The following is a 25944-nucleotide window of genomic DNA, read 5'->3' as shown; positions in this document are numbered from 1 at the left end:
AACGTGTGCAGCCTAAAGCAGGCTGTCGCGGTCACGGAAGCCGATCAGGTAGAGAATACCGTCCAGTCCCAGCGTCGAGATCGCCTGCTTGGCGCTCTGGCGTACCAGCGGCTTGGCACGGAAAGCGATGCCCAGACCCGCAATGGACAGCATCGGCAGATCATTGGCACCATCACCAACAGCAATGGTCTGCTCCAGACGCACCCCTTCACGCTCGGCGATTTCACGCAGCAACTGTGCCTTGCGCTCGCCGTTGACGATCTGGCCGGTGACTTCACCGGTAACCTGACCATCACGGATGTCCAGCTCATTGGCATAGACATAATCAAAGCCCAGCTTGTCCTGCAGGTAACGGCCGAAATAAGTAAAGCCGCCCGACAGAATCGCCGTCTTGAAGCCCAGCGCCTTGAGATGACCAACCAGCTCGGCAGCGCCTTCAGTCAGCGGCAGACGCTCGGCGACCTGTGCCAGCACCGCTGCATCCAGCCCGGCCAACAGCGCCACACGACGGCGGAAGCTCTCATCGAAATCGATCTCGCCACGCATGGCCGCTTCCGTGATTGCCACCACCTGATCGCCCACACCGGCTTCCTTGGCCAGCTCGTCGATCACTTCCGCCTCGATCAGGGTCGAATCCATGTCGAATACCACCAGACGGCGGTTGCGGCGGAAGATATCATCCTTCTGGAAGGCAATATCCACATCCAGGTCACTGGCCGCCTTGAGGAATTCTTCCCGCAGAGCTGAGGCATCTGCAGGCATGCCGCGCACGGAGAATTCGACACAGGCACGGGTGCGTGGGCAATTGTCTTCCTGCAGCGAGATGCGTCCTGACAACCGGCTGATGTTGTCGATGTTAAGGCCATGATCCGCCGCAATCGCCGTCACTCGGGCAATGTGGTCGGCACTGATCCGCCGCGCCAGCAAGGTGATAATGTGACGTGACTTGCCCTGACCTTCCACCCAGCCTTCATAGGCGCTGTTATCCACAGGCTCAAAACGCACCTGCATGTTCATCTCATGGGCCTTGAACAGGACATCACGGAGCAGAGGTGAAGATTCCAGCTCGGCAGGTACTTCAATCAGCACACCGAGTGATAAGGTGTTGTGGATAACTGCCTGGCCGATATCAAGGATGTTGATATGATAGCGGGCGAGAATACCGGTGATTGCCGAGGTTACACCCGGACGGTCGTCACCGGATAGTGTCAGCAGGATGATTTCTTTCATCGCACCCTTCCGTTAAATGAGGCATCGCTGGCAAGACCAGCACTAGACTGCGATTATATCAGAGGGAACACAACCACCGCATTGCCTCGCAATCAAACCAGAACCGGGAATCCGTACTGTGCCGGAAGATCTGTTCACGACTCTGAGCCTGACCCCAGCAACACTGCTGCTGCTGATCGCGCTGGCCGCTCTGCTGGAATCTCTGGCGTTTGTCGGCCTCCTGCTGCCGGGCGTTGCCCTGCTGTTCGGCCTGGCCTTCGCGGCCGGTTCCGCCGGCGTCGATCTGGTCGACTGCCTGCTGGCAGGGCTGGTCGGAGCCATTCTGGGAGACGGCATCAGTTTTCAGCTGGGCCGCCATGCTGCGCCCTGGGTACGACAGTTACGCTGGATCCGGCGACATCCCGAGTGGCTGAACAGAAGTGAAGCCTTTTTTCAGCGTTGGGGCGGACTGAGCATTGTCACCGGCCGCTTTGTCGGCCCGATACGTCCCATTATTCCATTCATTGCCGGCAGCTGTCGGATGCCCCCCCTGCGATTCATGGGCTATAACCTGTTTTCAGCGCTCGGCTGGGCACCCCTCTACCTGCTGCCGGGTTACCTGACCGGCATGGGTATTCAGACACTGCCAAAACCACTGATCCCCTTGCTCTGGAGCCTGGCCGTCATCATTTTTATGCTGCTTGCCCTGCAACAGACACACCGCTATCTGCATCCACAGAGTGGCCTTTATCAATACTGCCGCCAGCATCTGCCTGCCGGTTGGCAACCGGCACCGACGCTGATGCTGATCTTTACCGCCATCCTGTTTACCAGCATGACGCTCCTCAGCCTATCGGAACCGGGCCAGTATCTGAACCGGCAATTACTGCCTCCCCTGCAGCAGTTGGGCGCACAGCTGCCATTGTGGACACTGGCAACCACCTTGCTGGGCGATCCGGCCATTTGTGCCGCGCTGGCACTGATCACGGCGTTATACGGCCACTGGCGACACCGGCAGAAACAGGCTTGGGGGGTGTTGATCGGTGTAGGGACAAGTCTGCTGTTGAACTACCTGCTGAAGCTGCTGTTCGCACTGCCACGCCCGGACGGGGCCGCCTTGACGACGTTCAGCTTCCCCAGTGGTCACGCAGCCGCGATCACCGCTCTGGTGGGTCTGAGTGTAGTCTGGGTAGTACACAACCGACACCATAGCGTCCGTCATCTGACCTATTTGCTGGTTGCACCGGTGATTTTGTTGGTAGCGCTGTCACGCCCCATGCTGGGCGTACACTGGCCGCTGGATATTGTTGCAGGATGTGCGGAGGGGTTGGCGATTGCAGCGGTGTACCGATTATGGCTTTACCGCCATCCGGCTGAGCACCAAGTACCGATCGCCTGGTTATTGCTATTGCTGGGCACCGCCATGCTATACAGCGGTGCCCGCCTGAGTATTGCCGCCGGACTCTATTTAAGCTGAGTCCGGCAGACCATCCACTCAGTCCTTGCGCGGCTGACGCTTGGGCTTGTTCGTCCCTTTGCGCTTCTGCCGTGGGGCCTTGGGTTTATCCCCATCTTCACGCTTGGGCTGACGGGCACCACTACTGGCGTGCCCTTCAGTCTTTTTTGCGCGACTGCGTCCCCGCTTTTTCGCCGGGCGCTCGCCGTCAAACTGACCCTTGGACAGCTTTTCACGCTGGCTGGGTTTCTTCGGTTTAGGATCGGCCTTCTCACCGGCAATTTCGAAATCGATCTTGCGGTCTTCCAGGTCTACCCGTACCACGGTGACTTCAAGCCGGTCGCCCAGTTTGAATACACGCCGGGTCCGATCACCCACCAAACGCTGCTTGGCGGCTTCAAAGTGGTAATAATCACTGGGCAATGCCGTGATATGTACCAGACCTTCGACATACAGGTCTTCCAGCTCAACGAACACACCAAAACCGGTCACAGCCGCGACGACGCCAATGAAGTCGACACCCACCTGACTTTCCATGTACTCGCACTTCAGCCAGGACACCACATCACGCGTCGCTTCGTCTGCACGGCGCTCGGTCATGGAGCAATGCTCGCCCAGCATCAGCATCTGTTCGAGGCTGTAGTTGTACTTGAAGGCACTGTCGGCGACGAACTTCTTCGGTCGCTCAACCCCCTTCGCCCGGCCTTCACCGTGAATTGCACCACGGATGGCACGGTGTACCAACAGGTCAGGATAGCGACGAATCGGTGAGGTGAAGTGGGTATAGGCCGAGTATGCGAGGCCAAAGTGACCCTGATTATCCGGGCTATACACAGCCTGCTGCATGGAACGCAGCATCATCGTTTGAATGACGTGCTTGTCCGCACGCCCTTCGATCGCGGCGGCCAGCTTCAGATAATCCTTGGGCTCAGGGCTGTCGCCACCAGGCAGGTTAAGGCCCAGTTCGCCCAGGAATGCCCGCAGGTTTTCCAGCTTCTGTGCCTTCGGTCCTTCATGGATACGGTACAGCGCCGGCTTGCCATACTTGTCGAGGAAGCGAGCGGTTGCCACGTTGGCAATCAGCATGCACTCTTCGATCATCTTGTGCGCATCGTTACGATGTACCGGCACAATCTCATCGATCTTGCGCGACTCTTCATCAAATACGATACGCGTTTCCACAGTATCGAAATCGATGGCGCCACGCTCATCACGCGACTTGCGCAGTGCCTTGTACAAGCCATGCAGCTGCTCGATATGCGGCAATACATGCGCGTACTCCTGACGCCACCGGCCATGCTCCGCATGCTCGGCGTCCACCATGGCACCGACCTTGGTGTAGGTCAGACGCGCCTTGGAGTTGATTACCCCTTCGTAGAACTTGTAGCCGGACAGCTTACCGGCACGGCTCACCGTCATTTCGCAGACCATCGCCAGACGGTCCACATTCGGGTTCAATGAACACAGACCGTTGGACAGCAGTTCCGGCAGCATCGGTACTACAAACTCGGGGAAATACACCGAGTTGCCACGCTTGACCGCTTCCTTGTCCAGCGCTGAATCCGGCTGTACGTAGTAGGAAACATCGGCAATGGCAACCCAGAGACGCCAGCCACCGAAAGTCTTCTTCTCGCAGTAGACAGCGTCATCGAAGTCTTTGGCATCTTCACCGTCGATGGTGACGAACGGCATGTCGCGCAGGTCAAAGCGATTTTGCTTGTCATGCTCATGCACTTCCGGTGCCAGCTCGCTGATCTCCTGATCTACGTCGGCCGGGAACTCGTCCGGAATTTCGTAGTTGTTGATCGCAACCTTGATTTCCATGCCCGGTGCCATACGGTCACCCAGCACTTCGATCACGCGCGCACGCGCAGGCTGCTTGCGGTTCGGCTGCTGGATCAGTTCAGCAACGACCAGCTGGCCATCTTCATAGTCGAGACCGGTGGTCGGGTCAGGGATCACCATCACCTGGTTGGTGATGCGCTGATTTTCACAAATCAGGGTGCCGAAGCCGGTGCTGCCGTCAAACCGGCCCACCAGTTTGGTGGTGTTGTGTTCCAGTACTTCTACAATCTTGCCTTCACGGCGGCCACGCTGATCAACACCCACCGCCTGCACCAGCACACGGTCGCCATCAAACACTTCACGCATGTTACGCGGACTGAGGAACAGGTCGTCACCACCGGCATCCGGCTTGAGGAAGCCGAAACCGTCACGATGGCCAATCACGCGACCGGCAATCAGGTCCATTTTGCTGATCAGGCCATACTCGCCCTTGCGGTTGGAGATCAGCTGACCATCACGGCACATGGCGATCAGACGGCGACGCACGCCCTCAATACCATCGTCATCGGTGATGCCGAGCTCACGACACACCAGCGGATGGCTGATGGGAGCGCCCCATTTTTCAAGGAAATTCAGTAAAAAATCACGGCTGGGGACCGGCTGGTCATACTTCTCAGCTTCCTGCTGCAGGTTGGGATCTTTATCTTGCCAATTCTTAGTCATTCAGAATCCAATATTGTCTGTAACAGTCTCTAGACTGCCAGAGTCGACTTTCATTTAGAATAGTCGGTCAATCCATAAAAAATAAAGCCGGCAGTGCCGGCTTTACAGTATCAGGGAAGTTCCTCTGCCTCTTCACCGTCTTCTTTTTGCGGCGGTAACAGATCTTCCCGGGTGACCTTGAGCACCAGCAACGCATTGGCGGCTACATAGATCGATGAGTAGGTGCCGATCACGACGCCCACCAGCAATGCCATGGCAAAGCCGTGAATCATCTCGCCACCGAAATAGAACAGTGCAATCAACACCAGCAGCGTTGTGATGGAGGTCATCAACGTACGGCTCAGAGTCTGGCTCAGTGAGGCATTCAGCACCTCGATCGCATCGCTCTTGCGCATGAGGCGGAAATTCTCGCGAATTCGGTCATACACGACAATGGTATCGTTGAGCGAGTAGCCGATTACCGCCAGCACCGCCGCCAACACCGTCAGGTCGAACTCGACCTGCAGCAGCGCGAAGAAGCCAAGCACGACGATAACATCATGCACCAGCGCCAACACCGCGCCAAGCGAGAACTTGAGCTGGAAGCGGAACGCCAGGTACACCATGATCATGAACAGTGCCAGCAGCATGCCCAGACCGCCCTGCTCGCGCAGTTCTTCACCGACCTGAGAGCCGACGAACTCATTGCGGCGCAGCTCCAGCGTCTGCTCTGACTCGGCCTGCAGAGTGTTCAGCACCTTGTCACCCAAGGCGGGGTCGTGGTCTGCCTGCAGTCGAATCAGTACATCACGCGGTGAACCAAAGGTCTGCACCACCACGTTTTCGAAACCGGCGCCTTCCAGCTGGTCTCGCACCACTTCCAGGTCTGCCTGCGTTTCATACCCGATTTCAACCAGGCTGCCGCCGGTGAAATCGAGACCGAACTTGAGGCCGTTCACGGCGATGGCGCCGATCGAGACCAGCATCAGGATCAGGGAGAACGCCAGCGCCAACTTGCGCACGCCCATGAAATTATACAGTTTGCTCGGGGTAGCCATGGGGGTCTCCTCAGATCATCACTTTTTTCAGCGTGCGGCCACCGTACACCAGATTAACCAGTGCTCGGGTAACCAGCAGCGCAGTGAACATGGAGGTCAGGATACCAACCGACAGGGTCACGGCGAAGCCCTTGACCGGCCCCGTGCCCATCGCAAACAGGATCACGGCGGCAATCAACGTGGTGATGTTCGCATCCAGAATGGTGGTAAAGGCACGCGCAAAACCGGAATGGATCGCCGACTGTACCGGCAGGCCATTACGCAGCTCTTCCTTGATCCGCTCGAATATCAGCACGTTGGCATCCACCGCCATGCCGACCGTCAACACGATACCAGCGATACCCGGCAGCGTGAGCGTGGCCGACAATAGCGACATCACCGCCACCAGCAACACCAGGTTCAGCGTCAACGCAATGTTGGCCAATAGACCAAACACCTTGTAGTAGATGAACATGAACAGCAGCACCAAAGCAAAGCCGATCTGTACCGACAGCGTGCCCAGCTCGATGTTTTCTGCCCCCAGGCTCGGTCCGACCGTACGTTCTTCAACGAAGTAGATCGGTGCAGCCAGCGCACCGGCGCGCAACAGCAGCGCCAGCTCGGACGATTCCTGAGCGCTGTCCAGACCGGTAATACGGAAGGAGTTGCCCAGCGTGCTCTGGATCGTTGCCAGCGAGATGATGCCCTTCTCGGTGTACGGGATGCGTTTTTCGACCCGTTCGCCATCAATGGTCTGCACCAGAGTACGCTGCTTGTATTCAACGAACAGCACCGCCATGCGACGCTGAATCGCGTTACGGGTGACCCGGTTCATCAACTGGCCGCCCTTGGCATCAAGGGTGATGGATACCTGCGGCATGCCGTTTTCATCAAAGGCGGCCTGCGCGTTGGATACGCTGGCACCGGTGATGATCACGTCTTTCTCCAGCACGGCGGTACGGCCCGGCTGGTTACGGAAATCATAGGTTTCGGTGAGGGCACGACTGGCATCCGGTGCCGCTTCAAGGCGGAATTCCAGATTGGCGGTCTTGCCGATGATGCGCTTGGCTGCAGCAGCATCCTGCACACCCGGCAACTGCACCACGATCCGGTTACGGCCCTGACGCTGTACCAGCGGTTCAGCCACACCCAGTTCGTTGACACGGTTACGCAACGTGGTCAGGTTCTGCTTGATCGCATAGTCTTCGATCTCGCGGATCGTCTGCTCGGTCAGATTGACATACAACCAGGCCTCGCCGTCTATATCCTGACTGTCGACCAGAAACTCCTGGTAGGTCCGCAACAGCAGGCTGGACGCCGTATCGCGGGTCTCGGCATCGACGAAACGGATCGCCAAACGGCCGTCATCCAGGTGATCAACCGCACGGTAGCGCAGCTTTTCGTCACGCAGCTTGCTCTTGATCTCACTGACATAGACATCGAGACGCTGGCCTACAGCCTGCGCCATATCCACTTCCAACAGGAAATGAACACCGCCGCGCAGGTCAAGGCCCAGCTTCATCGGCCCCGCACCCAGGCTGCTCAGCCAATCGGGCGTGGTCGGAGCCAGGTTCAGCGCCACCACATAGCCGCTACCCAGTTGCTCCGTGATCACCTCTTTGGCGGCCAACTGCGCATCGGAACTGGCCAGACGGATGAGCCCGACGCCATCCTGTTGCATTTCGGTCGCTTTCGCCTCGACGCCGGAAGCCGTCAGCGCCGCTTCGAGACGCTCAAGGGTGGCAGTATCCATGGCGGCCGTATTACGGCTGCCGGATACCTGAATGGCAAAGTCATCGGGGTACAGGTTAGGCACTGCATAGAGACCGGCAATAGCCAGCACCAGCAGGATCATCAGATTTTTCCACAGGGGGTAGCGGTTGAGCATCGTGCTCCATCCTCACCAAAAACAAAAGCGCCACCTGAACAGTGGCGCTGGGTCACTCGACGGGGCGATCAGATACCTTTGATCGTGCCCTTGGGCAGTTCGGCCGCTACATGAGCCTTCTGGAACTTGAGCTCGGTGCCTTCAGACACTTCCAGCACGATGTAGTCGTCGGTCAGGCGGGTCACCTTGCCGATGATGCCACCCGCGGTGATCACTTCATCACCCTTGGCCAGGTTGGCGATCAGGTTCTTGTGCTCTTTCGCGCGCTTGGCCTGGGGACGCCACATGAAGAAGTAGAAAATCAGACCGAAGCCGACCAGGAAGATGATGTTGAACATGCCCGCATCAGGGCCAGCAGCAGGTGCATCAGCGGCCAGTGCCGGAGAAATCAGAAAACTCATTCAGGTTGTACTCCCGATTACAGTAAAGGTGTTCGTTTTCACGCCGTCAGCGGCGGAGTGGTCTGGCCGCGCCGACGATAGAATTCGTCTATGAAGTCGCTCAATTTACCCTGTTCAATAGCGTTGCGCAAACCAGCCATTAGCTCTTGATAGTAGTGCAGGTTATGGATGGTGTTGAGCTGCGCCCCAAGGATCTCCTTGCACTTGTCCAAGTGGTGTAAATAGGCACGACTGAAGTTCTGACAGGTATAACAGCTACAGGTTTCATCCACCGGTGCCGTATTGGTCTTGTTGGCCGAGTTACGGATCTTGACGATGCCGTCACGGGTAAACAAAAAGCCGTTGCGCGCATTACGGGTCGGCATTACACAGTCGAACATGTCGACGCCACGGCGCACGCCTTCCACCAGATCTTCCGGCTTGCCGACGCCCATCAGATAACGCGGCTTGTCTTCCGGCATTTTCCACGCCAGATGATCCAACACTCGCTTCATGTCTTCTTTCGGCTCGCCCACCGAGAGGCCGCCAATGGCATAGCCGTCAAAACCGATACTGGTCAGCCCTTCAAGGGACTCATCACGCAGGTCTTCATACATGCCGCCCTGAATAATACCGAACAGCGCCGATGGGCTGTCACCGTGCGCATCCTTGGAGCGTTGCGCCCAGCGCAGTGACATGCGCATGGAGTCAGCCGCTTCCTTGTGCGTCGCCGGATAAGGGGTACATTCATCGAAGATCATCACGATATCAGAGCCCAGCTCACGCTGAACCTGCATCGAGCTTTCCGGCGTCATCACCACCTTGCTGCCGTTGACCGGCGACTGGAAGACCACACCGTTTTCGGTAATCTTGCGCATCTTGCCCAGGCTGAACACCTGAAAGCCACCGGAATCGGTCAGGATCGGCCCTTTCCAGTTCATGAAATCGTGCAGATCACCGTGCTGCTGCACGATCTCGGTGCCCGGACGCAGCATCAGATGAAAGGTGTTGCCGAGGATAATCTGGGCACCCGTGGCCTCGATATCTCGCGGCGTCATCCCCTTGACCGTGCCATACGTACCCACCGGCATGAACGCCGGTGTTTCCACCACGCCTCGCGGGAAAGTCAGACGGCCACGGCGCGCCTTGCCTTCACTGGCGGTGGTTTCAAACTGCATAAAACATTCTCTGCTCACAGGGATTCCTCATCCGCCGCTTCGCGACGGGTCAAAAACATGGCATCGCCATAACTGAAAAAACGGTAACGTTCGGCCACGGCATCGGCATACGCCTGCATCATCGCCTTGTGCCCAGTGAAGGCACTTACCAGCATCAACAGCGTTGATTCCGGCAGGTGGAAGTTGGTTACCAACGCTTCCACCGTGCGATAGCGGTAACCGGGGTAGATAAAGATGTCGGTATCACCATAGAAAGGTGCAATCTCACCGGACTGACTGGCGGTTTCCAGACAACGCACGCTGGTAGTGCCCACGGCAATCACGCGACTGCCCCGTGCCTGCGCCGCTTTCACCGCCGCACAGGTTTCTTCCGACACCTCGATATATTCGGCATGCATGTGGTGATCGGTAATGTTGTCGACCTTCACCGGCTGAAACGTCCCTGCGCCCACGTGCAGCGTCACGAAAGCCTGTTCCACACCCATGTCACGCAACTGCTGCAACAGCGGCTCATCAAAGTGCAGACCCGCTGTGGGTGCGGCCACCGCCCCCGGCTTGCGGTTGTAAACGGTCTGGTAACGTTCGCGGTCGGACAGCTGGTCTTCGCGATTCATGTACGGCGGCAGCGGCATATGGCCATGCTGTTCCAGCGCGCTCACCAGATGCCCGTCCAGATTGGTAAAACGCACCTCGAACAGGTTTTGCTGACGACCGGTCACTTCCGCTTCCAGGCCACCCTCCAGCTGCAGGCAGGTACCCGGCTTGGGTGCGCGACTGGAGCGAATATGCGCCAGCGCCTCGGACTCGGACGTGACCCGTTCAATCAGCATCTCGATTTTGCCGCCGCTCGCCTTCTGCCCGAACAATCGAGCCGGGATCACCCGGGTATCGTTGAACACCAGCAGATCGCCGGGCTGCAGCAATGACGGCAGATCAGAAAATTGGCGATGTGCTCGCTCACCCGTATTGCCGTCGACACAGAGCAGCCGGCTGGCACTGCGCTGCTCCAGAGGGTAACGCGCAATCAGCTCTTCCGGCAGCTCGAAATGGAAATCTTTTACCTGCATGGGACTCTATCAAACCGGTTTGGGAAAGCGTGAAGTTTACCCGAAATGAAGGTTTTTTTCAGTCTTGATTGACGCCAGCTACAAGTCGCATATAATATGCGCCAACTTCAGCAGGGAATGCACTCGCAGATCCTGCCAAATGAAGTGCCAGCGTGGTGAAATTGGTAGACACAGGGGATTCAAAATCCCCCGCCTTAACGGGTGTGCCGGTTCGAGTCCGGCCGCTGGTACCACTTATTCAAGCCACTGAATAAGTACAGAAAAAGCCTGTAAATCAGAGGCTTAAGATTAAGCGGAACCGAAAGGTAGCCGCTTTTTTTGTGCCTGAATTTCACACCTTGTCCACATTATGTCCACCGCCTGTGCGGTTTCTGTACGCCGTGACATCCAACGGTATCCATCAAAAGGCAAGGCTATCCAACATCGGGGATTGAGTTGCATGTCACGATGCGAGACAGCTCACCCTTCAGGCCACGCTACATCTGCGCTTCAATTCCCGGTCGAGAACGGTAACGCGGCAAGTCACTCTTTGGCCCATAGCGGACATTAACGCCTACATAACGGGCCGGTTTATGAAGCATCAGCAAAAAAAACGGTCCAGTTTATGCGTTGGTTAAGACCGGCCCCCTCTATCCAGTAGAAATCTTACTAAAACTACTAGTAAAGTACTGGGAAGCACAAGGACTAAGAACCAAGAGGCCCATACTCCGAATGTATATCCATAATCTAATTCGCATTTGGCGATACCAGGATTAAGACAGAACTCTCCCATCGCATTGTGCTGAAGTCCAACATACAATATATAAGTGGCAATTAGTGCTGAGAAAATTACGCATGATATTAATGCTTTTTTCATCGCACACAACCTTGTTTAACCCATGGTTTTTCTTTCATTAATTTTCCTACTCGCGCGCCGTATTTATTTACTTTTTCAGCCCCAAGAAAATTATATACTGTTGCCACTTTTCTTGGTGTTGGGTTTTTAATTCGGGCGGAAATGCGAGCTAAAAGAATGACGCCAATCTCAATGTTATTAAATGGGCAATTCAAGTTTTCCTCAGTAGCACCTAAATCGCGCCAATACTGATAGTGTACATTCATTGGGAGAATTGTTTTTCGAAAAGGATAAAATTTATCATACCAACCATGAGTTGTTTCCATATACATGATCGCTTTTGCGAGATTTGGATCAACTTTGTGCTTAATGGCAAGGCTTTGAATTAAACCGCACCATTTTGATACTTGACTCGCTACTTCCAACTCAATTAAAGGCTCGGACCCAATGGCTGATGAATTTTCCTCAATATTGAAAAGCGCAGGTGTGTCATCAATGATACTTTTCTTTCTTGCCTTACTATCTGATAAAACTGGAATGTCTTTCACTAAGCTCTCCGAACTTTTCCATGTGCTATAACATTTAATACTGTGCATGCATATATTTGCTCTCAGCCGAAGGCTGGAGGAGCTGTCGTAAGCACCTGAAAAGCAAGGATAGGTCAAGATATCACTGCCATTTTCTTCCGGTGAAAACGAGCATGCGAGTTTTGCTGCTTTGCCGTGCGCATTATCTTGCAACGGCCAGTCTATAGTATCCCTGATACTGAACGATTTTTCCGTCTGTTACCAGTCGTATTTGAGCAAAGTTAAGTGGAAAAACAAGCTCTCACGGCATATGACCTTCAATACACTGTCAGTAACCACAAACTCAGACCCGCTTGTCCACAGGCCAAGTGGTGCATGGATCGATCGGCTGATTCCTGCGAATGTCCGCTTCGTGCGCTAAGCAGATTTTCTGCTGCCTTACTGATATTCCAGTCAAAGAACCACATCGGCATCAACGACAAGGTAATGAGTCTTTACTATCATCATCATTGGAATGTTCAATTTCATAATGTTATAAACTTAGATGATTATGTTCTCTATGCAGGCGCTAATGCGTGTAAACGGACGACAATTGGAGATCTAACAGATGGCACTTCGCATCAATGACACCGTACCGAACCTGGATTTGAAAACCGATCTGGGTGATTTCAAACTACACGACTTCATCGGCGACAGCTGGACGATTCTGTTCAGCCACCCGAAAGATTTCACGCCCGTTTGTACAACCGAGTTTGGTGCGGTTGCTCAACTTGCAGCCGAGTGGGAAAAGCGCGGTACTAAAGTTATCGGCCTGTCTGTTGATGGCGTTGATGAACACGTTGCATGGAAAGCAGATATCGAGACGTTTTCGGGCGCACCGGCCACTTTCCCGATCATTGCTGACGATGATCTGGCCGTTGCCAAAGCTCTCGACATGCTGCCCGCCGATGCCTACCTGCCAGACGGCAGAACCGCTGCCGATTCTGCCAGCGTGCGCGTCGTCTTTATTTTTAGCCCGGACAAAAAGCTGCAGCTGTCGATGACCTACCCGATGTCTGTAGGTCGTAACTTTGCTGAAGTACTTCGTGCACTGGATGCGCTACAAGCGACTTATCAGACCCCGATCGCCACGCCTGCAAACTGGGTGGCCGGTGAAGACGTGATTGTGGCTTTGTCGTTGAATGATGATGAAGCGAAAGCAAAATTTGGCGCTGTTGATATCAAGCTGCCTTACCTGCGGACAACCAAACAGCCGTAAAACGAATTGGCCGCTGCCGTAACACGACTCCCCGCACGGAAGCCTTGGCTTTCGGTGGGGAGTTTTTAGCTGATCGCTATAGATGCTCAACTGTATCCTCTACTCCCTACATATATATCCCCCCTGAACATCCGCGAAAATCAAGTGTATTTCCAGCAGACATGTGCCAGCATTAAAGATATAAAGTGCCTCTTTTGACAACCCCTGAGGTCTGCATGGACTGTACGAATGATAACGCCGCAGCAGCGGCTGTAGAGCCCGCTTTAAGCATCGCCGGATGGCGGGAATGGATCTCTTTGCCCGAGCTGGGCATTTCCCATATCAAGGCAAAAATGGATACCGGTGCCCGTACCTCCTGCATCCATGCATTCGAAGTCGAACCCTTTGAGCGCGACGGTGCAAAGTGGGTCCGCTTCCGGGTTCACCCGGACCAGGGCAGTACTGAACGTGTCATCACCTGCGAAGCTGAAGTGGCCGATTTCCGTGCTGTCACGGATTCAGGCGGCCACACAGAGATGCGCTATGTCATCAAGACCATGATCGAGTTCAACAATATGCGCTGGCCGGCAGAGTTTACGCTGACTAACCGCGACACCATGAAATTCCGCATGTTGGTGGGTAGAACCACCATGAACGGACGACTGGTCGTTAACCCTTCTCTTTCTTATCAGCTTTCGGTTGAATGCGAGGCACTATGAAAATCGGCATCCTATCGCGTAACTCTTCACTTTACTCAACACGCCGTCTCATTGAAGCCAGCAAAGAACGCGGCCACGAAGTCAAAGTGATCGATGCACTGCGCTGCTATATGAATATCAACTCCGAACTGCCATCAATCCATTTCAAGGGTGAAGACCTGGTGGATTTTGATGCCATCATCCCGCGTATTGGTGCCTCGGTTACCTTCTATGGCTGCGCCGTGTTGCGCCAGTTTGAGATGATGGGCGTGTTTCCGGTGAACGAGTCCGTTGCCATCACCCGCTCCCGCGACAAGCTGCGCTCGTTGCAGTTGCTGTCCCGCAAAGGCATCGGCATGCCGGTGACCGGCTTCGCCAGCAAACCGGACGATGTTAAAGACTTGCTGGATATGGTTGGCGGCGCTCCCGTCGTGATCAAGCTGCTGGAAGGCACTCAGGGGATCGGTGTGGTACTGGCTGAAACCCGCAAGGCCGCCGAGAGCGTGATCGAGGCCTTCATGGGCCTCAAGGCCAACATCATGGTGCAGGAATATATCAAGGAAGCCGGTGGTGCTGACATTCGCTGCTTTGTCATTGGCGACCGTGTTATCGCCGCCATGAAGCGTCAGGGCGCTGAAGGCGAGTTCCGCTCCAACCTGCACCGCGGCGGCCACGCATCACTGATTCGTATCACGCCGGAAGAACGTAAAACGGCAATCGATGCCGCCAAATCCATGGGACTCGGCGTTGCCGGTGTTGACCTGCTGCGCTCGTCACGAGGGCCGCTGGTGATGGAAGTAAACTCCTCTCCTGGCCTTGAGGGCATTGAGAAAGCGACGGGCAAGGATATTGCCGGCATGATCATTGAGCACATCGAGAAAAATGCCAAACCGCAAAGGACGCGCACCCGTGGCAAAGGCTAAGCTCAACCAGCCAATCACGCTGGCCGGGGTCACTGTACCGCCCGGCGAGCGTACTATCATCGATCTGGAAGTTGCTCAGCTGTATACACACTCCCCGCTGGGTACGCCAATTGAAGTTGTAAACGGCAAATATGCGGGCCCGGTCCTGCTGGTCAGTGCTGCTATTCATGGCGATGAACTGAACGGCGTGGAAGCTGTCCGCCAGTTGCTGAACCAGATCAAACCGGAACGCTTGAAAGGTGTGTTGATCGCCGTGCCGGTGGTCAACGTGTTCGGTTTTGTCCACAAGTCACGTTATCTGCCTGATCGACGTGATTTGAACCGCTGCTTCCCCGGCTCCGAGCGCGGTTCCATTGCATCCCGCCTGGCCTATCAGTTCCTGAACCAGGTGGTGAAGCACTGCACCCATATCATCGACCTGCATACCGGTGCCCTGCACCGCTCCAACCTGCCGCAGATCCGCGCCAACCTCGCCAATCCGGCAACGGATGAGATGGTTCGTGCCTTCGCCGCGCCCATCATTATTGATGCCGAGCTGCGCGACGGTTCACTGCGGGCCGTTGCCGAGTCACTGGATATCCCGACCATTACCTATGAAGGCGGTGAAGCCCTGCGCTTTGATTCGCTTGCTATCGGTGCGGCTGTTAACGGTATTCTCGGTGTGATGCGTGAGCTGGGCATGATCCGTAAAACCCGCAGGAAGGGGCTGATCAATCCGGTGATTGCTCGCTCTACCAGCTGGGTTCGCGCCAATGAAAACGGCATTGTACGCAGCCAGGTACAACTGGGAGATAGTGTTACCAAAGGTCAGATTCTGGCCTATGTCAGCGCTCCCCTTGGCCTGAATGAAGGCACCATAGAAGCGCCCAAGAGTGGGGTCGTCATCGGTCAGCTTACCTTGCCGCTGGTGAACGAAGGTGATGCCGTCTTCAATCTGGCGTACTTCGAAGAAGAGGATGAACACGTCGTTGAACAGGTGGGCCACCTGATTGATGAAGTGAACGAGGGGCTGGGCGACGAAGCACTGCGCATCGGTATCCCCAGCAGGCCCTACGACGAGATGTAGACACCATTTCAATGCCCCATGTGGACTGTCGGTTATTGTGTCTCTACATGCACTGCTATATACTACTAAGGTCTAACACACATATTGGGGAGTGTTGTTATGAACGAGAAGCACTACACCGGAATTCCACATGAGGATCGTCGTATCCACTTGGAGCTGGTCGCAATGGGCTATACCGAATGCTCCGAGGAGCATGGTCCCAGTGCTTGTGCCCGACTGCTCAAACAGGTAGGCGAATTGCTGACCTGGATGCGTTGGAAAGGCGAGATTGCTGTCAGCGGTCACCGTATTGGTGCCCATGTGACCCGTCACATGGAGTCGGTCCAGACTGCCTGATGCCTTCAGGATGTAGATTCTTGATCTGTTGTTTGTTGTTTTAGGCCCGCAAGGTTTTCCTTGCGGGTTTTTTTATGGCCAATCACCGGAGCAATCCAAACGCGGCCAAGCCACGTAGCATGGTCAACCTCTTGATCGAGTACTGACCCGTGCCCTCTTCCCCCAGCCTCCGCCTGATCCTTGGCGACCAGCTCAGCGCCGCAATCTCCAGTTTGCGGGACGCCAACCCTGCCACCGATCTGATTCTGATGTGCGAACTGCGCGCAGAAGCCTGCTATGTACCCCACCACAAGAAAAAGCTGGTGCTGGTATTCTCGGCCATGCGCCATTTTGCCAAGCAATTGCAGGCACGGGGCTTCAAGGTAAAGTACGTGCGTCTGGACGACGCGGACAACTCGGGCTGCTTTACTACCGAAATGGAGCGCATACTTACCCATTCAGGCTGCCGCAATTGTGTGCTGACCGAACCGGGGGAGTATCGACTGCGCCAGCAGTTTGAGCACTGGCAGGCTGCGCATCCGGAGTACAACTTCGAGATCAGGGAAGATGACCGTTTCCTATGCAGCCACGCTGAATTTGCTCGCTGGGCAAAGGGGCGCAAGCAATTGCGCATGGAGTATTTCTACCGTGAGATGCGCCGCCGTTATGACATTCTGATGGCAGGCTCCAAGCCACTCGGGGACCAGTGGAACCTGGACCGCAACAACCGCAAACCGATGCCCGCCTCGGTACAGCCACCTGCACCCACACGGTTTGAGCCAGATACCATCACTCGCAGCGTTATCACTCAGGTGGCTAAAACCTTCGATGATCATTTTGGTGACCTGGATGATTTCCACTTTGCCGTTACCGCTGAACAGGCACAGCAGGTACTGGCGGCGTTTATCAGCGAACGTCTGCCGCTGTTCGGTGATTATCAGGATGCCATGCGCCAGGATGATCCCTGGCTGTATCACTCGCACTTGGGCGCTTATATCAATCTTGGGTTACTGCACCCGATGGAAGCCATCAAAGCCGCAGAACAGGCATACCATCAGGGGCTGGCCCCGCTGAATGCGGTCGAGGGCTTCATCCGGCAGGTGCTGGGCTGGCGTGAGTATGTTCGCGGTCTGTACTGGTTGAAAATGCCGGACTATCGCAACCTTAACCAGCTGCAGGCAACCCGTCCATTGCCCCGCTTTTACTGGGATGCCGAAACCGACCTCAACTGCCTGCGCCAGTGTGTACAGGACACCAAGGCTCATGCTTACGCACATCACATTCAGCGGCTGATGGTGTTGGGAAACTTCGCCTTACTGGCGGGGCTCGACCCGGAACAGGTCAATGAATGGTATCTGCTGGTGTATGCCGATGCCTACGAATGGGTGGAATTGCCCAACGTGCACGGTATGGTGCTGTTTGCTGATGGCGGCATAATGGCCAGCAAGCCCTACGCTGCCGGGGGTGCCTATATCAACCGCATGTCGGATTACTGCAAGCACTGCCGCTATGACGTAAAACTCAAAAGCGGCCCCGACGCCTGCCCGTTCAATTACCTGTACTGGAATTTCATGGCCGAGCATGCCGAGCAGTTGCAGCAGAATCCGCGGATGGCACTGGCCTATCGCCACTTGGAGCGCATGTCTGCGGAGCAGCGCCAGCAGGTCGATGACAGTGCACGCATTTTCCTTGAACAACTGACGTAAACGTCTAGCGCAGCAGAACGCCCAAGGTACCGACCGGCAACTCGGTGATCGGCACCTTACGGTAGCTTTTCAACTGGTGCTGACGGAGTTGTTCGGCGGTTTCCAGCGGTAAACGTTCAGTCAGGCGCAGGTAGCGATCCACCATCTTCAGTCGTTCTTCACGCTTGTTACTGCTGTCACGCGCCGCTTCCAGAAACAGCTGTGCCAGGTTCAACAGGGCGGCCGCATTACCAGGATCATATTCGAGCGCCAAACCAAAGTAGCGGATCGCTTGAGTCAACTTGCCAGCCAGGTAATGCTTCACGCCCAGGCGGTTGACCTTTTCGCTCATGCCCTGGTCACGACGCCCGCTCTTCACCTGCGCGAGCTCTGTTTCCGGCTCCAGTACCGGTACCGGATCACCCGACAATATCAGGGCTTCCCGCTCCAACTGTAGCGGTTGTGCCAGCTCGGCATTGCGCTGTTTAGCCTCTTCACGGTATTTGCGGGCTTCCTGCCCGTCTCCCAAGTCCTGACAGGCCTGCGCACGTAACAGCGCCGTACGCACTTTCAGTGTCTGGTCCTTGGGAAAGCTGTATTCGGCATTATTCAGCAGTGCATCCAGATCATTACGCAATTCGATCTGACGTCGCACATCCGCATTATGCAGCTCAAGGCGACGGATGTTGGCCAAACGCAGGTAAGGCTCTGCTGAACGGTAACAGCTGCGCCGCCCCAGCACGATGGATTTGCGATAGGCCCCTTCTGCCAAATCCAGAACCCGCGTCTGTGTTGCCACCCGCCCCAGCTCCATCTGCCGGGGAATGCCCAGCGGGGCCTTGGACGTTGCCGTTTTCAGAATTTCGCGGGCGCCGTCCAGATCACCGCTCTGTTCATGTACCTGAGCCAGCAGATCATACGCGGCAATCAGCAGAGGGTAGTGTTCAATCAGACTTTCCAGCAAGTCCTGCGCTTCTGCCAGGCGCTGCATCGCTACCAGCGCCTGCGCCATGCACAAGCCTACTTCCTTGTCCGGCACCTCCCAGAACACACGCTCCAATACTGCATAGGCTTCATCAGGCCGATTAAGTTGCAATAACAAACTTGCCTTCAAACGTCGCGCATATTCGCTGTTGCTGTCCTGACGCGGAATATCGTCACACGCCAGCACGGCCCCTTCCAGATCACCCACTTCGATCGCCTGCTCTACCGGGCGCATCACTTCCTTGCGCAACACCAGATGGTCAAGGCGACTCTTCAGCTCATCGATCGAAAACGGGCGGGTCAACAGGTCATCGGGACGGCTGTCGATGGCATGCAACACCACTTCCTGGGACGCATCGCTGGTCATGAAGATCCAGCCTGCCGTCGGCCGGATGAAACCGCGAAAGCGGGCCTCTTCCAGTATTTGCATGCCGGTAACAGCATCACTGCTGTTATGTCCCAGCAGGATAATATCGAAGGGCTCCTCCTGAATCAGGGTCAGCACCTTCTCATTGACCGTGGTCGCCTTGAGGTTCCGTACACCCAGCTCGCGCAACATGTAATAAATTGTTGAGCGCAGGTTGCCGCTGCTGTCGATCAGCAGAACGCTCTTGTTGGTGTAGTCAATGTTGCGAGAGCCCACAGCGGTGTATCCACCTTTGAGTTTGATGCCAGTATTCAGGGGGGTGGCATCAGTATACAGAGGGATGTATGTTGCCAGAAGAACGGGAAGCGGATGAAAGACATAAAAAGCACCCGCTGTTCGATATGAACGCCTGATACCGAGAAAATACGACACGGTGCCGACACTACAGGCACCGCAGTCATGACAAGGGTCAAACTTCCCCGACTTTGACAAGGTTTTAATGAACTAAGACCATCGCCTAAGCCTCTGCCCTGCTGTTTTCCTCTAGAATGTTGACAATAGAGGAGCAGGCTAGCGTTATGACTACGGCATTTATTACTCACAAGGACTGCATGCTGCACAATCTGGGCCCCGAACATCCGGAAAGCCCTCTCCGTTTGGCAGCCATTCACAAGGTGCTGGAACGTACCGGCCTTATCGATCATCTTGACCAGCTGACCTCGGTTGACGTCACCGATGAACAGATCGCGATGGTACACCACAAGCTGCACCACAAACGCCTGGAAGCCAAGCAGCCCACATCAGGCATTGCCTATACCGACGATGATACGGCCATGTGTCCCGAATCGCTGCACGCAGCCAGCCTTGCTGCCGGCAGCGTGATTCTGGCAGTCAACCGCGTGCTCAGCGGCAAAGCCGATAACGCCTTCTGTGCCGTGCGCCCACCCGGCCATCACGCCGAGTACAACCTGGCAATGGGTTTCTGCCTGTATAACAATGTCGCTATCGGTGCCGCCCATGCGCTGGAGCAGCCAGGCATTGAGCGCGTGGCAATCCTCGACTTTGATGTCCACCACTGCAACGGCACGGTGGATATCTTCAAGGACCGCGCTGAAGTGCTGGTCTGTTCCACCTTCCAGCACCCCTATTACCCCGAACGCTTCCACGAAATCGAACGGCCGCACATCATCAACTGCCCGATTGCCGCCCACACTGAACCCAGTGTTTTCCATCAAGCCATTGCCGATAAATGGTTACCGGCGCTGGCTGCGCACAAGCCGGATATGATCTTCATTTCGGCCGGCTTCGATGCCCACAAGGATGATCCGATGGGCGACCTGAACCTGGAAGAGGAAGACTTCCGCAAGGTCACTCAGGTGATCAAGCAGTATGCCGATGAACATTGTCAGGGCCGCATCGTCTCCGTGCTGGAAGGCGGTTACAACCCGGTTCCGCTGGCATTCAGCGTACAGGCCCACCTCGAAGTGCTGGCCGGCTTCTAAGCCCGCCAGTACGCTTTAGTCGATCAGCGGCACTTCGGGGAAATCGATCTTCGGACGAATCAGATTATTGATCCAGTTACTGTAGCTGTTGATGCCCACCCAACTGGTGATCTCCACCAGGGTGGCATCATCCAACCCCATCTGGCGTGCGGCGTTCAGGCTATCGTCCGGCAGATGCCCACGCTGTTCCAGCACATCCAGGGCAAAATCCAGCATTGCCTGATCTTTTGCTTCCTGCGCCTGTCCCTGCTGAGCCCGTTTCGCCGCTGCGGCATCCACACCGGCATGCCTGGCCGATAAGGTATGGCCACTGACACAGTAATGACAGCCATTGGCATTCGCCACGGCCAGCGAAATCATTTCTCGCTGGGCCGCTGTCAGTCGGCTGCCGGTGGATAACTGATCCTCAAACGCCAGATAGGCATTCAACGAAGCGCCATGATTGGCCAACCCGGCAAAAAAATTCGGCAGCATCCCCAATTGCTTGCGAATGTGTTCAAGTGTCGGGGCACCTTGTTCACATGCAGTTTCAGGACCTAGCATCGGCATACGGGACATGATTAACCTCCAAAATAAAAAGAAACAGATCTGTACACCCATCCGATACTAGGTGTACAGATCTGTAGTGTCAACGGGTTTTATACAAGCTGGTATGATGCCCACACCATTCTTGCACAGAGAGAACCCGCAACATGCCAGCGCCCAGACGCGAGTTACTTATGGATACCGCGGAGCAACTGTTCTATCGCGACGGCTTTCATGCCACCGGCATCGACCGTATCCAGGCTGAATCAGGCGTAGCCAAAACCACCCTGTATAAGCATTTCGCCTCCAAAGATGCTCTGATTCTGGCCGTGCTGGAGCGTGCGAGCATGCGCGTACGGTCCAGTCTGCAGCAGCAGGCTCAACGGCTGCGCGGGAAAGGGCTGGAACGCATATTGGCACCATTCGAAGACTTGCAGGGAGTCTGTGGAGAAGACGATTTCAACGGTTGCCTGTTCAACAATGCCGCCGCCGAATTCATGTATTCAAACCCGCCCATTCATGCATTGGCCAGAGAACACATGGACTGGATGCGACAGTTTTTGCACCAGCTGCTGGAAGAGGAAGGCTTCGATCCACAGCAGGCATGGCTGCTGCTGCCATTGTACGAAGGAGTGCTAACCGTGGCGCGTGTTCAGGATAGCGAGCCTGCCATTAAACAAAGCCTGACCGCTATCAGAGCGTTACTGCAGACATAAAAAAACGGAGCCCGAAGGCTCCGTTCTTGGTTATGCCAGGCTATATCAGCCCACAAACTTGATCATCACACCCGCCGCAACTGCCGAGCCGATAACGCCGGCCACATTCGGGCCCATTGCGTGCATCAGCAGGAAGTTCTGCGGGTTGGCTTCCAGACCCAGCTTGTTGGATACACGCGCCGCCATCGGTACCGCTGATACACCGGCAGAACCGATCAGCGGGTTGATGGCGTTGCCGCCCTGCAGCTTGTTCATGAACTTGGCCATGATCACGCCGCAGGCAGTACCGATACCAAAGGCAACAATACCCAGCACCAGAATACCCAGCGTCTGCACATCCAGGAACTTGTCAGCGGACAGTTTGGAACCGACCGACAGACCCAGGAAGATGGTAACGATGTTGATCAGCGCGTTCTGGGCAGTATCGCTCAGACGGTCAACCACACCACACTCGCGCATCAGGTTACCGAAGCAGAACATACCCAGCAGCGGTGCCGCATCCGGCAGCAGCATGGCTACCAGAATCAACAGCAACAGCGGGAAGAGGATCTTCTCGGTCTTCGACACATGACGCAGCTGGCTCATGCTGATCTTGCGCTCGGCAGCGGTGGTCAGTGCGCGCATGATCGGCGGCTGAATCAACGGTACCAAAGCCATGTAGGAGTATGCCGCGACTGCAATCGCACCCAACAGCTGAGGTGCCAGCAGACTGGCCACATAGATGGCCGTCGGGCCGTCAGCACCGCCGATAATGCCGATAGCGGCAGCATCCTGAATACTGAAGTCCAGAATCCCGAAACTGCTCAGGGCAACCGCCCCCAGCACTGTCGCAAAGATACCGAACTGGGCTGCAGCGCCAAGGAACAGCGTACGCGGATTGGCCAACAGCGGACCGAAGTCCGTCATCGCGCCCACACCCATGAAGATGATCAGTGGCGCGGCACCTGAAGCGATCGCAATCAGATAGAAGTTATACAGCATGCCGTTGCTGTAACCGGCATCCTGCGCAACCATGCTGGCAGCCGCATGTGTGCTGACATTGGAGACGTGATAGGCATGAGTCAGTTCATGCACATCTGCGCCACTGACACCCAGAGTGACTGCCAATTGCTGCAATACTTCAGGCTTGGCAAAATGGATCGCATTTTCCACCGCCGAGAACGCCAGACCCGCTTCAGGGATATTCGCCAGAATACCGCCGAAGCCAATCGGAACCAGCAGAAGCGGCTCGAAGTTCTTGCGGATCGCAAGGTAGAGCAGCCCCAGACCGATAATCATCATGCTGAACTGACCGACGGAGATATTGGATATCCCCGACGCCAGCCACAGATCGAGTAGCTTATCCATGCATCTGTACCTTAGGCTAGCGTCAGCAGGGAGTCACCGACCTGTACGGCATCACCCTCTTTGACATCGATAGAGACAACGGTACCGGCACGAGCGGCACGGACTTCAGTTTCCATCTTCATCGCTTCCAGAATCACCAGCACATCACCTTCCTGTACGGACTCACCCGGTGCAACCTCAACCTTCCAGATGTTACCCGCCAGCGGTGCCGGTACCGGCTCACCAGCGCCTGCAGCCGGAGCGGTGGCCGGGGCAGCAGCAGGGGCCGCTGCAATAGAGGAAACATCACCGCCTTCGCTGACCTGAACCACATAGTTCTGGCCATTAACATTGATGGTGTAGACTTCCGGTCCGGTGTTTTTCGGGGCTGCCATGATTTTCGCGTCCTCAAGAGTCGGTACAGGTTCAAAAGCGTCGGGGTTACCGCGGTTTTCCAGGAATTTAAGGCCAATCTGCGGGAACAGTGCGTAGGTCAGAACATCATCAATCTCGTTCTCACCTTTCGCCAGTGCGATGTCCTTGTCGACCGCCGTCTGCTTCAGCTCAGCGGTAAGCTTGTCCATTTCAGACTGCAGCTGGTCAGCGGGGCGGCAGGTCAGCGGCTCCTTGCCATCCAGTACCCGGGCCTGCAATTCGGCATTGTAAGGGGCCGGCGCAGCACCGTACTCGCCCTTGAGGATGCCCTGCACCTCTTTGGAGATGGTCTTGTAACGCTCGCCCATCAGTACGTTGATCACTGCCTGGGTACCAACAATCTGAGACGTCGGCGTTACCAGCGGGATGTAGCCCAGATCTTCGCGCACGCGCGGAATCTCGGCCAGTACGTCATCAAACTTGTCAGCAGCGCCCTGCTCCTTGAGCTGGCTTTCCATGTTGGTCAGCATGCCACCCGGCACCTGAGCCACCAGGATGCGCGAATCGGTACCGCGCAGCGAGCCTTCAAATTTGGCGTACTTCTTCCGTACTTCACGGAAGTAGGCGGCAACTTCTTCCAGCGCCAGCAGATCCAGCCCTGTATCGCGGTCAGTGCCCGCCAGTGCGGCCACAACCGACTCGGTGGCTGTATGGCCGTAGGTCATGGACATGGACGAGATTGCCGTGTCGACACGGTCAATACCGGCTTCGACAGCTTTGAGGATAGTCATGTCGGACAGGCCTGCCGTTGCGTGTGCATGCAGCTGCACTTCAAGACCGGTCTGGGCCTTCAGACGGGAGACCAGATCAAACGCACTGTACGGCGTCAGGATACCGGCCATGTCCTTGATGGCGATAGAGTCGGCGCCCATGTCTTCCAGCGTCTTGGCATAGTCCACCCACATTTCGGTGGTGTGTACCGGGCTGGTCGTAAAGGAGATGGTGCCCTGTGCATGCTTGCCGCACTCTTTCACGGCCTTGATTGCCATTTCGAGGTTACGCGGATCGTTCATCGCATCAAAGATACGGAATACGTCCACGCCATTAACAGCGGCACGCTCGACAAACTTGCTGACCACATCATCGGCGTAATGACGATAACCCAGAAGATTCTGGCCACGCAGCAGCATCTGCTGCTTGGTGTTTGGCATCACCGCCTTCAATTCACGAATACGGGTCCAAGGGTCTTCACCCAGGTAACGGATGCAGGAGTCAAAAGTGGCGCCGCCCCAGCTTTCCAGGGACCAGTAGCCGATCTTATCCAGTTTTTCGGCGATCGGAAGCATATCATCGAGTCGCAGGCGGGTCGCAAACAGGGACTGATGCGCATCACGCAGGACGACGTCGGTAATGCCTAGCGGTTTTTTTACGTCGGACATGAGTTAGCCTTTCTCTATCAGAGGTTCTTGTTATCTACCCGCTTCACTTACGGTACTTGTGTACTGCAGCAGTAATCACGGCGACCAGCTCGTCGTTGTTACCGGCAGAACCGGCAGCAGCAGGCCGGGGGCGTGCCTTGGGCGCTTTAGCAACCGGTTCCGGTACAAACCGGGTCACCAGTCGTGACATGGTGCCGGTCACAAGCACCAGCAATGTCAAAAAGACAAAAACGAACCCCATGCCGAAGGCCATGAGGGTGAGGCCCTCCGAGAACAGATTATCCATCTATGGGTGCTCCTGTTGTTGTTCGAAACCCTTGAACCTGTCGGCGACTTTTGGCCGCACTCAACTCTCCTGGTAACAGAGCCGGGACGACAGGCTGATGTTCAGACTATGTTGTCTGGATTACAAAAGCTATTGACCAGATCCACACAATCAGCGGATCTATTCTAACGCAAACTCAGGGGGCAATTGCAAGATTGTCGACAATCTGTAATTTTTTTACATTTAGCCGGACAGAGACTGCCGTTTGCGACAATAGTGTCGACATTGACACAGGGAAGGATGATTTAAACAACAATATGCAGTTAGCCTTTTGGCTAATTTACAAGCCGGGGACAAAAAAAGGCTATGTCTGAGTTAGTTGTTGTGGATATCGCTCAATAGCTTCTAACAAACATAGCTCAGCTGTTATTCCAGTAGAATAACGTTCCAGCATCCG

General features: G+C 55.6%; 22 protein-coding genes and 1 tRNA gene. 10 read left to right on the top strand and 13 right to left on the bottom strand.

Annotated elements, in window-relative coordinates; translation table 11 throughout:
• Positions 1-12 precede the first annotated feature (12 nt).
• Positions 13-1230 carry a phosphoserine phosphatase SerB gene (gene serB / locus CLV44_RS14545; RefSeq protein ID WP_106592853.1) on the bottom strand — a complete coding sequence of 406 codons (1218 nt, stop codon included), beginning with the start codon at positions 1228-1230 and terminating at the stop codon, positions 13-15.
• Positions 1231-1348: 118 nt separating this feature from the next.
• Here serB and CLV44_RS14540 point away from each other — a divergent pair, with 118 nt between their 5' ends.
• Entirely contained in the window at positions 1349-2686 is a 1338-nt protein-coding gene (locus tag CLV44_RS14540) for a VTT domain-containing protein (RefSeq protein WP_106592852.1), read from the top strand.
• Between the two features lie 18 nt (positions 2687-2704).
• Here the strand turns inward: CLV44_RS14540 and rnr are convergent, their stop codons facing one another.
• The 6 genes from rnr to queA form a co-directional block, all read right to left on the bottom strand.
• On the bottom strand, positions 2705-5173 hold the full coding sequence (gene rnr, locus CLV44_RS14535) for a ribonuclease R (protein ID WP_106592851.1): 2469 nt from the start codon (positions 5171-5173) through the stop codon (positions 2705-2707).
• 110 nt (positions 5174-5283) lie between these two features.
• Entirely contained in the window at positions 5284-6210 is a 927-nt protein-coding gene (gene secF / locus CLV44_RS14530; RefSeq protein ID WP_106592850.1) for a protein translocase subunit SecF, read from the bottom strand.
• A gap of 10 nt (positions 6211-6220) precedes the next feature.
• A complete protein-coding gene (secD, locus tag CLV44_RS14525) occupies positions 6221-8077 on the bottom strand; it encodes a protein translocase subunit SecD (RefSeq protein ID WP_106592849.1) in 1857 nt (618 codons plus the stop codon).
• 68 nt (positions 8078-8145) lie between these two features.
• Positions 8146-8478, bottom strand: coding sequence for a preprotein translocase subunit YajC (gene yajC / locus CLV44_RS14520; RefSeq protein ID WP_106592848.1), 333 nt, complete (start codon positions 8476-8478; stop codon positions 8146-8148).
• Between the two features lie 38 nt (positions 8479-8516).
• Positions 8517-9635 (bottom strand): tRNA guanosine(34) transglycosylase Tgt, encoded by a 1119-nt coding sequence (gene tgt / locus CLV44_RS14515; RefSeq protein WP_106592847.1) that lies wholly within the window; start codon positions 9633-9635, stop codon positions 8517-8519.
• A gap of 14 nt (positions 9636-9649) precedes the next feature.
• Positions 9650-10702 (bottom strand): tRNA preQ1(34) S-adenosylmethionine ribosyltransferase-isomerase QueA, encoded by a 1053-nt coding sequence (gene queA / locus CLV44_RS14510; protein ID WP_106592846.1) that lies wholly within the window; start codon positions 10700-10702, stop codon positions 9650-9652.
• Between the two features lie 146 nt (positions 10703-10848).
• Between queA and CLV44_RS14505 the strand changes: the two genes are divergently transcribed.
• Positions 10849-10935 (top strand) — tRNA-Leu (locus CLV44_RS14505).
• A gap of 619 nt (positions 10936-11554) precedes the next feature.
• On the opposite strand, the gene CLV44_RS17250 is transcribed toward CLV44_RS14505, so the two are convergent.
• Complete coding sequence (locus CLV44_RS17250; protein ID WP_146140015.1) at positions 11555-12085, bottom strand: lysozyme family protein; 531 nt, start codon at positions 12083-12085, stop codon at positions 11555-11557.
• A 586-nt stretch (positions 12086-12671) separates the two neighbouring features.
• Between CLV44_RS17250 and CLV44_RS14500 the strand changes: the two genes are divergently transcribed.
• The 6 genes from CLV44_RS14500 to CLV44_RS14475 all read left to right on the top strand — a co-directional run bounded on the left by CLV44_RS14500 (position 12672) and on the right by CLV44_RS14475 (position 18009).
• On the top strand, positions 12672-13322 hold the full coding sequence (locus CLV44_RS14500; protein ID WP_106592845.1) for a peroxiredoxin: 651 nt from the start codon (positions 12672-12674) through the stop codon (positions 13320-13322).
• A gap of 215 nt (positions 13323-13537) precedes the next feature.
• Positions 13538-14020 (top strand): ATP-dependent zinc protease family protein, encoded by a 483-nt coding sequence (locus tag CLV44_RS14495; RefSeq protein ID WP_106592844.1) that lies wholly within the window; start codon positions 13538-13540, stop codon positions 14018-14020.
• Positions 14017-14922: a 30S ribosomal protein S6--L-glutamate ligase gene (gene rimK, locus CLV44_RS14490; protein WP_106592843.1), complete on the top strand. Its 906-nt coding sequence runs from the start codon at positions 14017-14019 to the stop codon at positions 14920-14922. Before CLV44_RS14495 ends, rimK begins: the two co-directional genes overlap by 4 nt.
• Positions 14909-15988 carry a succinylglutamate desuccinylase/aspartoacylase family protein gene (locus CLV44_RS14485; protein ID WP_106592842.1) on the top strand — a complete coding sequence of 360 codons (1080 nt, stop codon included), beginning with the start codon at positions 14909-14911 and terminating at the stop codon, positions 15986-15988. Before rimK ends, CLV44_RS14485 begins: the two co-directional genes overlap by 14 nt.
• A 99-nt stretch (positions 15989-16087) precedes the next feature.
• Complete coding sequence (locus CLV44_RS14480; protein WP_106592841.1) at positions 16088-16324, top strand: hypothetical protein; 237 nt, start codon at positions 16088-16090, stop codon at positions 16322-16324.
• 149 nt (positions 16325-16473) lie between these two features.
• Positions 16474-18009 (top strand): cryptochrome/photolyase family protein, encoded by a 1536-nt coding sequence (locus CLV44_RS14475; RefSeq protein WP_106592840.1) that lies wholly within the window; start codon positions 16474-16476, stop codon positions 18007-18009.
• Between the two features lie 4 nt (positions 18010-18013).
• On the opposite strand, the gene CLV44_RS14470 is transcribed toward CLV44_RS14475, so the two are convergent.
• Positions 18014-19615 (bottom strand): tetratricopeptide repeat protein, encoded by a 1602-nt coding sequence (locus CLV44_RS14470; RefSeq protein ID WP_106592839.1) that lies wholly within the window; start codon positions 19613-19615, stop codon positions 18014-18016.
• Positions 19616-19917: 302 nt separating this feature from the next.
• On the opposite strand from CLV44_RS14470, the gene CLV44_RS14465 reads away from it, so the two are divergent.
• The gene (locus CLV44_RS14465) at positions 19918-20841 is read left to right on the top strand and encodes a histone deacetylase family protein (protein WP_106592838.1); all 924 of its coding nucleotides are present in this window, start codon (positions 19918-19920) and stop codon (positions 20839-20841) included.
• Positions 20842-20856: 15 nt separating this feature from the next.
• Here CLV44_RS14465 and CLV44_RS14460 read toward each other — a convergent pair whose 3' ends face one another.
• Positions 20857-21399, bottom strand: coding sequence for a carboxymuconolactone decarboxylase family protein (locus tag CLV44_RS14460; RefSeq protein ID WP_170069363.1), 543 nt, complete (start codon positions 21397-21399; stop codon positions 20857-20859).
• 161 nt (positions 21400-21560) lie between these two features.
• Here CLV44_RS14460 and CLV44_RS14455 point away from each other — a divergent pair, with 161 nt between their 5' ends.
• Complete coding sequence (locus CLV44_RS14455; RefSeq protein ID WP_170069362.1) at positions 21561-22082, top strand: TetR/AcrR family transcriptional regulator; 522 nt, start codon at positions 21561-21563, stop codon at positions 22080-22082.
• 45 nt (positions 22083-22127) lie between these two features.
• Here the strand turns inward: CLV44_RS14455 and CLV44_RS14450 are convergent, their stop codons facing one another.
• The 3 genes from CLV44_RS14450 to CLV44_RS14440 are packed head-to-tail and all read right to left on the bottom strand — an operon-like array spanning position 22128 to position 25508.
• Positions 22128-23429 (bottom strand): sodium ion-translocating decarboxylase subunit beta, encoded by a 1302-nt coding sequence (locus CLV44_RS14450; RefSeq protein WP_106592835.1) that lies wholly within the window; start codon positions 23427-23429, stop codon positions 22128-22130.
• Positions 23430-23440: 11 nt separating this feature from the next.
• On the bottom strand, positions 23441-25222 hold the full coding sequence (gene oadA, locus CLV44_RS14445; RefSeq protein WP_106592834.1) for a sodium-extruding oxaloacetate decarboxylase subunit alpha: 1782 nt from the start codon (positions 25220-25222) through the stop codon (positions 23441-23443).
• A 43-nt stretch (positions 25223-25265) separates the two neighbouring features.
• On the bottom strand, positions 25266-25508 hold the full coding sequence (locus CLV44_RS14440; protein ID WP_106592833.1) for an OadG family protein: 243 nt from the start codon (positions 25506-25508) through the stop codon (positions 25266-25268).
• Between the last annotated feature and the right edge of the window lie 436 nt (positions 25509-25944).

The sequence above is a fragment of the Marinobacterium halophilum genome (assembly GCF_003014615.1).
Lineage (GTDB): Bacteria > Pseudomonadota > Gammaproteobacteria > Pseudomonadales > Balneatricaceae > Marinobacterium > Marinobacterium halophilum.
This window is presented reverse-complemented; position numbering and strand designations above follow the sequence as displayed.